Raw genomic sequence first — 13,007 nt, 5'->3', positions numbered from 1 at the left:
ATCCACTCAGATTTATGTTGATATTTTCTTTAGCATCGTTTGCGAATTTATGCACGTACTTTTACTTGCTTGGCGTGAAGGATAACGCCTTGTTTTATTTATATGTTCGCGAAGCATGTCTGAGCGAACACCAATTGGTGATAAAACGGTAATTTAGTAAATCTATATCACTTTTTGTACCTAATTAATATGATAACACGTAAAATCAATTAGTTAGCATTACCTTTGATCTTATTCTGCAGTGCAACAATTAAGATCTTTGATGGTATTATATTTTTGCTACTGAAAATCCAATATTACCAAGTTTTGAAATGTTGCCCATAGATTTATTGTCTCGACGCCATTTTCGGCAACGATCGGTCGCTTCTCGCTACAATCACTTCAAGCGGAAAATGCTATAAGGATTATCCATGCAAAATGCACGCGCTTCGCCCATTTTTATTAATAAATGAGCGAAGCAAAGCGCGCTTTTTACTAAGAATACCCAACCTGCTGACGAACTTATAAATAATCTCAAGTTCGTCTTTTTAGAGGTGCCAACCGCCAATCAGGGGGGCCTGAATATGATTTTATTTTGTCGCGCGAAACCAAACAAACGTCAAGCGCCCGACAACAAAGAACTTTTTTCAAATTAGATCACGGCATACGTAAAATATAAAAATATATAGAAGTTACATGATGTTACCTCACGTTACCCTAAATGTATCGTAGTGCAATTTATTTTATTTTTTTTATTATGAATTTTCGTAAAGGACAAAATTTGTCTTTTTTTAATTTTTATAAATCTCGCTAATACCTGTGCCAGTAATACTTTTTCGTATAATATTTCTAAAATAACTCTTACACTAAGGCGTTATTACTGCGAGTTATTATAGCTATTCTCTCAGAGCGGCTTCATCAACACGTGCACCATTGGCATTGAAAGCAAAACGCTTCGCTTTTTCTTTTTTATTCGCGGGCAAATAAATAAATACACGACCTGTGCCAAGACTTTCAATACGTGATGGCATACCCTCGCGCTGTGCAACAGCACTTTCATCGCTTTTACAACTTTCAAGAAAATGGGCGAATTTTTGTGCGGCAATTGCAGCATCAAGAGTAGCTTTTGCGTTAGCAATTTCGTCCTTGCAGGCATTAGCTAAACCTAACACGGTAACTGGGCCAAAAGGTCCATTAACTGTTGCTTTTTTATCTGCATCGGGAGCTTTAGCCATAGCTTCAGCTCGCTCAACGCATTCGCGATAGCTACCTAAAGCTGCGCCGCTGGCGCTAACGCGTTTATTAGGATCAGGATTGCTACTAGCTTCTTCAACTTGCATATATGCTTCAACTGCACGATCACGAATATGCTCAACCTCAGCTAGCCAAGTAAGTTTGGGGATGGTTGAAGCAATTTCAAGTCGATGCTTCTCACATGCACTGCGCAGTTTTACTGCTGTCACTTTACCGAGAACCGTGGCAAATTTTTCTTTTGCCTTGTAACCAGGATGGCGCTCAGTACCGGTTAATGCCTCATTGCAAATATCTAATACGGTAATCGCTTCTTTACTTGCCGCTAGACCTGATACACCATCTGCAGCTTTCATCACATTATTGAATACTCGCGCCACCTCATTAGCTACACTTATTACATGTTGTTGCCATGTTTCACCAAAATTAACTGACTTACCGGCAGCATTAAAACTGAAACTTTTTTTGCTAGTGCCTTTTTTACTGTAAACAAAAATACGACCGCCATCAACTGGAATAACTTGGGTAGGCACGCCTTCACGTTGAACTATCGCTATTTCGTCGGCCTTACAGTTCTTGACAAACGATTCAATGCTTTGGTTCTTAATCGCACTTGCGAGTTTATTTTTTGCATTTTCGCGTTGGCGTTCACATTGCTTACTAAGCCCCTCAACATTTAGTTTTCCTAAAGAAGAAATAAGCACAAAACGTTTGTCAGCATGCGCCTCGGTTTTTAATAAATTTGCAGACTCAACACATGATGAAAGGTTTTCAATTACTTGCTGCCAAAGTTTTATTTGTGCACCAGCATCTTTAGTTGCATTAGCAAAATCAATTCTTTGTTTAATTATAGTTAATCCTTTTTGCATGCTTTCAAAACGTTTACGCCAAGAAAGATTACCAAGGCGTAAAATCAGGCGTTTGCGCTCATTAGTACAAGCGCGCTGTAATTTATCGCCATTAAATTTAGTGCCTAGTTTTGTACTAACTGTATACTTTTTATCATATGCAGTATTGCGAGGTATGGCTTCTAACTCTGCTTGACATTTTGCTAGCGCCAAAATGACGTCTTCTGTAGCAGTAAGTTTATCGGCAGCATTAGCCGTTTTATTTAAACCGGCAATGGCGCTATCAACATTATTAGCAATATTGCTAATACGTTGGTTAACAGCTAGACGATCAGCTTGCAGCCTTAATTTATTACTACCTGCTAGACAGCGTTTTTTAGTTTCACCCGCAGCAATAGTTCCTAAGCGAGTGGTTAAAACTGATTTGGCATTATAGCCACCAAGAGATTCTGCATCGCCAAGCGCATTAATGCAGGCCACAAAAGCGTCGGCAGCTTCATGCAAATAAGAAATTTTCTCTTTGGTATTTGTGGCTGTTTGAGCTTTGGTTATAGCATCGGTAGCTTCTTTTACCGTTTTGCTAACCGCTTTGGTTGTTTGAATTTGCCATTGTGCTTGTCGGCGTCTGCCAATAACAATGCTGGTTAGTTCATCTCTTTGCTTGGCGTGATCTTTATATCGCTGATCATCAAGAAACGATTCTCCTTCTTTTTCAATAGCTGCAAGAGCATCGATTACCTCATTTAAATTGCTCATATCTTCATCTTGAGGAACACGTGAAGCCAGCTCACCTAAAATAACTTTGCCCTGATGCATAAGCTGATTGCCACGATTGATAAGGTCCATAATTGCAGCATTACGCCGTTCAATACGATCACGTTCTATTGCTTGTTCAAGACGCGGACGGCAAGTTGCGACTTTAGTTGCCATATCTTCAAAATCAGGATGCCCGCGGGTTATAACACTGGCATTTTTTACACTTTTTTCTGCTTCAGACAAATCCGCAGCAGCTTTGTCAAAATTTTTCGCACTAAGCGCACGCTGAAAATCGCGCACTAATGTCGTAATATGCCTAACCCCTGCCTCGTCATCTTCGCTAGTCGCATGTTTTTGTCGGCGTTGGCGATTTTTGTTAAGACTGCAGCCAGTTTGGTCAACCCAAAGAGTTAAAAAAAATAGGCAAATAAGAATTCGAGCTAATTTTGGCTTCATAACAATATGTATCATGGCTTACACCAGGGTATATTCTCAAGAGGGATAATAAAAATTAGTAATATATTACCCGATATTACTAATATTTCATGATAACGATAGTAGATAGTTGCTACGACTGCTTGGTCATGTCTAGAGTTCTATTGGTTATTTTTCAAAAAAGGTGCTGATTTAAGGAGTCAGAATGCGAAAAACCGTAGGAATTGTGCTGGCAGGTGCTCGTGTAGAAGAATTGTCAGTTTTAACCGAACATCGCCCAAAATCGGCAGTAGTTTTCGGGGGTGTTTATCGTACTATTGATTTTGCGCTAACTAATTTAGCTAATGCTGACATCGGCCAAGTTGGCATTCTTAGTCAATATCGTCCCGCCTCGTTAATGGATCATGTTGATAGCGGTTTAGCCTGGGATCTTGTAGGTGCCGCTCGCGGTTTGCGCTTTTTACCACCCTACCTAGGCTCTGAAAGTGATGCCTGGTATCGTGGTCCGGCTGACGCGCTTTACCAAAACCTTGATTTTATTGAACGCACCGTTGCTGATGACGTAATTGCTGTTTCTGGTGACCATGCCTACTCAATGGATTATGGGCCACTATTGTCGTTTCATAAAGAAAAAGCTGCTGATTTAACCATAGCTTTCACCCCAGTTGTCGGCGATGCTAGCCGTTTTGGTATTGGCGAGATGAATGCTGCTGGCGAAATTGTTGGTTTTAGCGAAAAACCTGAGTATCCCCGCTCAAACTTAGCATCAATGTCAGTTTATGTATTTCGTCGCCAAGTTTTAGTTGAAGAGCTTCATAAAGCAGTAGCAGGAGTTAATGGTGCCGCAACTTTTCAAATATATGAAATTCTCAAACGTATGATACCGTACCGACGAGCGTATGGTTACGTCTGGCATGGTGATTGGGGTTATGTACGTACCCTTGATGAATATTACCAATTTCATCAATCATTGCTCGGATCACCACCCAAAATCGACCTTAGTCAATGGGGGGTGCGTACTAATGTTATGGCTAGGCGAATCGCCCCACCATCTCCAGCACGTTATTTGCCAGGTTGCAAAGTAGATAATTCGTTAGTTGCTAATGGTTGCGTTATTGCCGGCAGTGTGCACAATAGTATTTTATCTCCTGGGGTTAAAATTGCTGCAGACGCTAAAGTAACAAATAGTATTTTATGGGATAATGTCATTGTTGAAAGCGGCGCTGTCCTTGATGGAGTAATTGCTGATAAACGCGCCGTATTTGGAGCAGAAACACTAGTTGGCTCTGGTAGCGCAAATCAAGCAAATGAAGAATTGCCAGAATCACTTAGTTGCGGAGTAAGCGTTATCGGTATGGAAGTCTGCATCCCAGCAAAGACGCGCATTCAAAAAAATGTAATAATTCACTACCGAGTTAGCCAAGATGAAATAGCGCAAGAAATAACAGCAGGTAAAAGTGTGCACGCCAAGGTTATTCAAGTTGGGCACGTTGGGGGACAAGCATGAAAGTAACTTTATTTACGCGTGAATTTCCCCCTCATGTTTATGGTGGTGCTGGTGTACACGTAAAAAATTTATCACGTGAACTCGCTGAAATGGCTACTGTAGAAGTTCGTTGTTTTGGTGATCAAAAAAATAATGATGAGCAGTTACAAGTAACTGGCTATCAAGCTTGGGATCGTATGTGGGAGGGAAATGACAAGCGATTTAATCCAACGTTAGGTACGTTTTCTACTAATCTATCTATGGTGCGAGACCATATTGATTCAGATGTTGTGCATTCTCATACCTGGTATGCCGCCATGGCAGGCTATATGGCAAAGGTGCTTTATGATGTACCTTTTGTTGCCACCGTGCATTCGCTTGAACCTTTGCGACCCTGGAAAGAAGAGCAGCTTGGTCGTTCATACCATCTAACTAGTTGGATCGAACGTGTCGCATTAGAAAACGCTGATCGTATAATTGCAGTATCGCAAAATTCACGTGACGAAATTTTAAGTCTATTTAATGTAGATAAAAAACGTATTGTAATCATTCACAACGGTATTGACCTTAATACCTGGAAGCGCAGCGACAGCGTTATGACTCGCAAGGCTTATGGTATTGATGGACCGTATATTTTATTCGTTGGTCGCACCTCACGACAAAAAGGTATGACCTACCTTATCGATGCTATGCGTGATGTTGAACCAGGAGTAAAACTAGTATGCTGCACCAGCGCCCCTGATACTCCTGAGGTAGAAGCTGAAGTTGCTGCAAAAATTGCCCAAGAGTCACGGGTCATTTGGATCAATACCCTATTACGTGAAGATCAATATATCGAATTATATTCAAACGCTTCAGTATTTTGTTGTCCATCTGTGTATGAACCATTCGGCATAATTAATCTTGAAGCAATGGCCTGCGAACGACCCGTGGTTGCAAGCTCTGTCGGCGGTATTCCCGAAGTGGTAATACCTGAAGTTACTGGTTTATTAGTGCCGCCAGCAGAACCTAACGTTCTTGCTAAAGCCCTTAATAAAGTGCTACGCGACCGCGACTTAGCTAATCGTATGGGTCGTGCTGGGCTTAAACGTGTTGAAGACCACTTTTCATGGAATTCAATTGCCCGCAAAACTCTTAACATGTACGAAGAAATAGTGTGTGAGAAAAATCATAAATTAAAGTAACACACTTAATTGATGCAAAATTATATTAGTTGGTAACAAGTAAAAAAGCCTATATGTAGCGCGGATAAAAATCATGGTAGCTATTAAACAAACCCGTATAGTTATTGAAAATGTTTCTCCAAGTGTCGATCATGGTCGTTTTGCAGTTAAAGTTGTTACAGGCGATCAAATAGAAGTTGGTGCTGATATTTGGAAAGATGGTCATGAAATTTTAAAAGCCGCGGTTTTATGGCGTAAAGTAGATAACAGTGAGATATCGGCAATTTGTGGACCGCGCTCGGTGCATCGTAAGCAAAAATGGAATGAAACGCTACTTACTACTAGCTTTGATAAAAATGACCGTTGGAACGGGCGCTTTAACGTCGATTCTATAGGTCCATGGGTTTATACAATAGTTGCTTGGACTGATTTATTTGCTTCTTGGCGCGATGAAATCGAAAAAAAGGTGGCAGCCGGTAATATTGTAAAGAGCGAGTTGCTTGAAGGTTTGGCACTCATCGAACGAGTCCTTGCTACTTTAAAAGGTAAAGCCAAAACCGAGCTCAATAATTATTTTAACGCCTGGCGCAAGGCCAATACGGATGACGAGTGTTTAAGTATTGCTCGCGATAAACGATTAGTAGAATTTATGGCTCGTCATGACCCTCGTTTTGATGCTGAATATTATGATTTTGAATTACCTTTGTGGGTTGATCGCGAGCGCGCCCGTTATGGTTCGTGGTATGAATTATTTCCACGTTCTTGTGGTACTGATAAAAAGCGTAGTGCAACTTTTCGCGAAGCTGAAAAACGTTTACCGCAAGTAGCGGCAATGGGTTTTAACGTATTATATTTGCCACCTATTCATCCCATTGGTAGTACCGCACGCAAAGGCAAGAATAACACTTCACCTGCCAAAGACAATGACCCTGGTAGTCCTTGGGCAATTGGTTCATCAGCAGGTGGACATGATGCAGTTCATCCAGATCTAGGCACCATCGATGATTTTGACCATTATTGCGCCACTGCACGTCAATTAGGGCTTGAAATAGCTCTTGATTTTGCAGTGCAATGCTCGCCCGATCATCCCTGGGTTAAAGAACATCCGCAGTGGTTTGCTCATCGCCCTGATGGCACCATTAAATATGCCGAAAATCCGCCAAAAAAATATCAAGATATTTATCCTATTGATTTTGAAACCATTGACCGCGAAGGTTTATATCATGGTTTATTAGAAATCCTGCGTTTTTGGATTTCACATGGGGTGAAAATTTTTCGCGTCGATAACCCCCACACCAAAGCCCATAGTTTTTGGGAGTGGTTGATTAATGAAGTTCATCGCCAAGACCCTGATGTACTCTTTTTAGCAGAAGCATTTACGCGGCCTAAACGTATGCGTCGTTTAGCCAAACTTGGCTTTACTCAATCGTACTCATATTTTACTTGGCGTAATACTCGCAGCGAACTTGAAGAATATGCCACCGAGTTATTTCTCTCAGATGTAGGCCATTACTTACGACCTAACTTTTTTACTAATACCCCCGATATTCTTCATGAAATCTTACAAAAAGGTGGCCGCCCCGCATTTATTACGCGATTAGTACTTGCAGCTACTTTATCACCAACCTACGGTATTTATAGTGGGTTTGAGTTATGCGAAAACCAAGCTGTGCATGAGGGTAGCGAAGAGTATCTTGATTCTGAAAAATACGAAATTCGTATTCGTAATTGGCAGCAACCAGGTAATATTATTGATTTAGTTAAAATAATTAATCAGCTTCGTAAAAAAGAACGCGCCTTACAATTAGCTAATAATTTACGCTTTTTGCCGGTGAGTAACCCACAAATTATTGCTTATGCTAAAATTACTCCTGGCAGTAATGAGCATATTATTTGCGTTGTTAATGTTGATCCCCATCACCTGCAAGAAGGTTTTGTCACCATACCAGACGAACTTCGTCAGGGTGCATGGGCTTATAATATGCGCGACCTTATAAACTATATAGTTTATCGTTGGGAGGGGCCGCAGGGTTATGTGCGTCTCGATCCAAAGGCAATCCCAATGCATGTGTTTAAAATTGCTGCAAAATGATAATTAATACTGACTAGGGGGTGTCCCTGAATGTTGGACCGAGAGATTCACGAAAGCCGCGTAAACGGTGGCCGCGCGCACAGCAAAATCATGCTGAGGCTTGCTTACTGCAAGTCGCAGGCAGGATTTTGACGAGCACGCGGTCGTAAGTAGCGGATTTCGTGAAGATCGACGGGAGACCTTTAGGGACACCCCCTAATTCATTGCTGAGTATTTTTGATAATCTAGCTTTAAATACTTGCAGTATGGCGAAATTTGCGTATTAACGCTGTTTGATTTTGCGCGAGTATTTTTTACTCACGCTTGGAGGAATTTTACATATGGCTATGGTTACTTCTCGCGATGGCGAGAGCATTGACAAGTTATTACGACGCTTCAAGAAAAAAGTCGAAGCGGCGGCTATTCTTAAAGACGTACGTCGTCATGAGTTTTATGTAAAACCATCAGTAAAAAAGAAACAAAAACAAGCTGCCGCTGCCAAACGTCGTCGTCGTGCTGCTACCCGCGCACAAAAGTCTTAAAAGTACCGTAGCCCTCTAAATTATAAATAAGCGATAACATACACTAAGTACACACAAAGTAGTGTTTGGCGCCAAGTAAGGCAGTTCCCTATTCTCTGTTCTTTAAATACCCAGTTTAAACTCGCCTTACTTAAAGATAAAATGAAGATTTAAAGAATAGAGAATTAGGAATTAAGAATTATAAGTGAGCTTATTCGTAATCATGTCTAATATTTAAGAGCTAAAATTGGTCGCGCACCTAAAAAATTAGGTAACTTTCTTAATTTTGTACCGATAAACACCATAATGAAACTACGAAATAGATGTAGCTAATATTTGCTAAGGTAAATAGTAATGGCTGAGTTAAATGATAGCTATTTAGGTTATTTGGTTATTAGCGATTTAAATATTTATAGATCTAATAATGTTAACATTCTTTTTGATGATAATTTGCCTGATAGTCTTACTATTGGCGGAAAAACACTACCAGCAGAACAAGCTTTGCTTATAGCTTTTGATAATTTTGTCGACCTTCTCACTCAAAACAATTTATTAGCTCAAAACCCAAATGATGTATTTAATTTTAAGTATATTTTTTTACCGCAGTTGTATGATTCAATAGATCCCGAGTTAGCAGAGTTAGCAAAAGAAATATTTTTAAAATTTAAAGAATCACCCATAGTATATGGCAGAGACTTTTTAAAACAAGCCCCCAAAACAGTCGCCGAAGCTTTATTTTTATGTTTATGTACCAAAGTTGTCTCTAACAATTCAGAAAATCCTAGCTTTACTTTGCAAGTAGGCCTTGATCGAATCGATGCGTTAAAAGCATTAGGCATTTTTAAACCAAATGTTACTAATCAAATGATTAAACAGGCTTTACTTAAACCATCACAAACAACACCTGAAAATATAATGAGTTCGGCAGATGTTGATTATCTCAAAAAAGATTCACATATGCAAAACGCCATTGCCGCGATAACTCCTGCTAAAAATTTTAATAATGGATATTACAATAATTATATTATGAGTAAGGATATCCTTAGCGGCAATGGTAGTTCAACAACTGCACAGCTATTATCTAAACTAACTTTTTATAACAAAACTAATAAACCCGAGGGCACTATAGCGACACAAGAATTTAACTTAGATAAAATTGCTAAATTAACGGCTTATAGCACACCCAATGGTGACCATATCATAAAAATGATTGATGCGAATGGTATTCATTTCAATATTTCGACATCAGTTTTTCTAGTAGAATTAACTACACCTCAATATCTAATAACTAATCCAACAGCAAAACGCTGGAATCCTTTTGACAATTTTTTAACGATAAGTGATCACCTTAGCGATAGCTATTTATATTCACTAATCGGAGCGTTAATTAACTATAATAGCAAACATAAAAAAGTAACTAGTAATAACCCGGCATTCAATGTTGTACTTAATTCGTTAATTAACGAATATAAAAAGCGTCATGTTGCGACTAAAACCGATATTCATTGGGAAAATAGTAGCGATTATTATAAACACTTAAACCAAAAACTCAATTCGATAAAATTAGATAACTGGAGTAAAGCCGAGCAAAGCGCCATTGTATTTAATCAACAAAAAGGTGCAGATAACTTGCAAAGTCAGCAGGATATCACCAATACTTATTCAATAACATTGACAAATCAATTAACCAAGGCCGATTTGCAATTAGATTTTCAGTATAATATAAAAAATGCTGAAATATCTAATGAGATAATTAAATTTAACTTTTTAAATAGCAATACTCAAAACGATGACTCTTCTACCGCCAACTCAGGTGATAACATAAAACTACTCGCATTATTATTTACAGCTTTTTACAATACTCAGTCATTTCAAGATCCCATGGCTGAATATGCAATACTAAATGGCATGGATATTTTACTTAAATCAATTTTAAATCCAAATGATATTCAATTATCTGTAGATGCTATTGTTTATAATAAATCTGCTAGTTTAAATTTGATTGAAATTCCGTTAGCTGCAAATGCTTTAATAACTATCAATTTTCCTAATCAAACCAATTTCCCTACTAGTGAAATAGCGCTTAGCTTTAATTTTGAAGATCGCAGCTATGCCTTAGAAGTTGATGCAAAACGTTTTAATATTATTAAAAATGCGCTAAGTAAATATATTAATGACCCCGAATGTGGGCCGGCGGTTAATGCTTTATTAAATAGTGAATAGTGTAAAGCACACGTCAGGGCTGAAAACAGTTTATGACGTTGACATAAAGGTTTAAAAGCAATGTTTCACTATTTAGCTGCGGTTTTGTTGTTTACTCAGTCTTTTATTAATTCAGCAATAAATGACCGTTATAAGGTTAACGAGGTCAAAGTTTATAAAGGTGATAATGGCATCAAAGTTGTTATTCTTGAACTTAATAAAAAAGACCAATATTTGATAGCGGTTACTAATTCAGCAAGCGAGCTTGACGGTAAAATTCTGCCATATGAATTAGATAATTCCCTTAACAAAATTCGCTATAAAACCACATGGCACGGCAAACCTGCTTATTTTTTACATATCCAAGAAACTTTTGAAGGTAAGCGTTTAATTTTATATACGCCTGGTGTCATTAGCGAAGGTAATCGCTTATTATTTGATGAGGCTGCAACAAAAGAAAACAGTAATGATAAAAATATTGCTGATTACTTATCAGAATATAATCGCCAATTAAGCAACGGCACTATTTCACAGTTTATGAATTTTAACCGCCAACAAGAGCAAAATCAAATTAGTGACGAGATCCAAAAATTAACTAAGCAACTTAATATTGCTTGTGGCACTATAATTGTTACTGAAATTAATTGGCTATCTATTAACGATAATTACATACAAAATAGCGGGGTAGCCAAATTATGTGGCTATCCTTTAGAAATTATGACCTCTTTATGTGGCTTAACTGAAATTGCGCGTAATACTATTGCACAAAAAGTTAAAATAGTTAAATGCGAATTTGCGGCAACCACGAATTTAAACATAGCTGCTAATGGTGTGATAACATGGGCTACCAACATTAAAGCACCCAATGCTGCCGATTATATTCATGAGCAGTTTTATAATATTGCTTTAACACCACAAGCTAATGTACCTAAATCTGATATTACCTTGCCATGGGGTAATGGCAAAACATTAGCAGAAAGAATAGCTTTAGAGAGAACCATGGTTTGTACAGATAAACAAGCCAAACATTTTTTAGTGGTTGCTCCAGACACTCTTAGATTATATCGTTTATATTATGGAGACAAACAAACTATTTATCGCATACCGCACCCAAGCAACCCCAACATAACGGGGCCTTTGTTTTTTGAACCACGTAATTATAGTAATCAACAGTCTACAAATTTTAATGATACGGATTTGCGCGCATATAGTAGTGTATTAATTGATACCAAGAAAAAAATATGTGCTGTTCAATGTGATATTAGACGAACCGACCTTGAAGTATTATCAGCCAACCAAGCTGCACAGTTGTTATATAGCGCTACTTTCAAACCGCCATTACATAATCGCAGGCCTCATGCACTAACTCGTGATGACCGTGGTACTTATTACTATGTAGATCGTGGCTATACTTTAGCTACCCAAAAAAACTATCGCTTATACATAGGACCAAAAGGTAATCTTAAATTGCAACACATGATAAATGTGGTTTCAGACTCACGCGGTGAAATTTTTTCTACTCGTAATGGTAGCTTACGTTTAGTACTTGGACCTGATGGTTTTGAATCCGTATGGATTAGTGGCAATAAACGCACAAATTTAACCGCCGTCCCCATAGCTGAAAATTATGCCCTCATTTATAACGAACTAGGAATTTATGTCAGCGAACGTCTTGGTACACCATGTGACGATTTTTAAGGGAATTGATGTAAAGAATTGGTGTCAGTCTCTGACACCGTCGGCTCCAGCAGCACGAGGATATTCAAAAGCAACAACTGTGTCATGATGTTTCTGTGCCGTTACATGTTTAATTTCTACCTAGCGTGTATAGAGGTAATCGTTAGGATAATTAATTTGCACACATGGCTGGATAAACTCTTGATGAATTGACTTGTATTCGAATTCTAATGAACGCCATGGAAGCTTACCTATCTTGTTATCGAAATATTCATCCAATCAAAAGATCAATTTTTCTATCAAGCATAATATTTGTGACCCTAATCGACTTCAAATAACCATAACAAGAAAGCGCAAAAAATGAATGCCGAAAATAAAACTGATCGGTTAAAAGTCAGGATTAACAGCGAAACCCAGCAAATTTTCAATCCGCTTTTTTTAACTGCTCCTGCGCATTTATTAATGCGCATAGACTATAATTAACCAGCAATTATGCTAAGGTTAGCCCAATTATTTTTTATTGAATTAATTAGCGGGTGCAAGATCAAAAATTGCTTTTCTTGAGAGAATGATAGAGACGATTTCGAATAAGCTCTCACTTAAAATTCCCTATTCCCT

Annotated in this window: 7 protein-coding genes and 1 pseudogene; 6 read left to right on the top strand and 2 right to left on the bottom strand. The window is 38.5% G+C overall.

The genetic code is table 11. The features are described 5' to 3' along the window. Positions 1-875 precede the first annotated feature (875 nt). Complete coding sequence (locus tag JW841_02920; protein MBN1959875.1) at positions 876-3,305, bottom strand: hypothetical protein; 2,430 nt, start codon at positions 3,303-3,305, stop codon at positions 876-878. A gap of 169 nt (positions 3,306-3,474) precedes the next feature. Here JW841_02920 and JW841_02915 point away from each other — a divergent pair, with 169 nt between their 5' ends. The 6 genes from JW841_02915 to JW841_02890 all read left to right on the top strand — a co-directional run bounded on the left by JW841_02915 (position 3,475) and on the right by JW841_02890 (position 12,410). Further along, entirely contained in the window at positions 3,475-4,776 is a 1,302-nt protein-coding gene (locus tag JW841_02915; protein ID MBN1959874.1) for a glucose-1-phosphate adenylyltransferase, read from the top strand. After that, entirely contained in the window at positions 4,773-5,939 is a 1,167-nt protein-coding gene (glgA, locus tag JW841_02910; protein MBN1959873.1) for a glycogen synthase, read from the top strand. The genes JW841_02915 and glgA overlap by 4 nt, the downstream gene beginning before the upstream one ends. 73 nt (positions 5,940-6,012) lie before the next feature. Then, positions 6,013-8,010 (top strand): alpha-1,4-glucan--maltose-1-phosphate maltosyltransferase, encoded by a 1,998-nt coding sequence (locus JW841_02905; GenBank protein MBN1959872.1) that lies wholly within the window; start codon positions 6,013-6,015, stop codon positions 8,008-8,010. Between the two features lie 320 nt (positions 8,011-8,330). Continuing rightward, positions 8,331-8,531 (top strand): 30S ribosomal protein S21, encoded by a 201-nt coding sequence (locus JW841_02900; protein ID MBN1959871.1) that lies wholly within the window; start codon positions 8,331-8,333, stop codon positions 8,529-8,531. A gap of 333 nt (positions 8,532-8,864) precedes the next feature. Further along, entirely contained in the window at positions 8,865-10,733 is a 1,869-nt protein-coding gene (locus tag JW841_02895; protein MBN1959870.1) for a hypothetical protein, read from the top strand. A gap of 60 nt (positions 10,734-10,793) precedes the next feature. Beyond that, positions 10,794-12,410 (top strand): hypothetical protein, encoded by a 1,617-nt coding sequence (locus JW841_02890; protein MBN1959869.1) that lies wholly within the window; start codon positions 10,794-10,796, stop codon positions 12,408-12,410. Between the two features lie 120 nt (positions 12,411-12,530). Here JW841_02890 and JW841_02885 read toward each other — a convergent pair. After that, positions 12,531-12,668, bottom strand: a pseudogene (locus JW841_02885) (UDP-galactopyranose mutase). Positions 12,669-13,007: the final 339 nt, after the last annotated feature.

It is taken from the genome of Deltaproteobacteria bacterium (assembly GCA_016931625.1).
Lineage (GTDB): Bacteria > Myxococcota > XYA12-FULL-58-9 > XYA12-FULL-58-9 > JAFGEK01 > JAFGEK01.
This window is presented reverse-complemented; position numbering and strand designations above follow the sequence as displayed.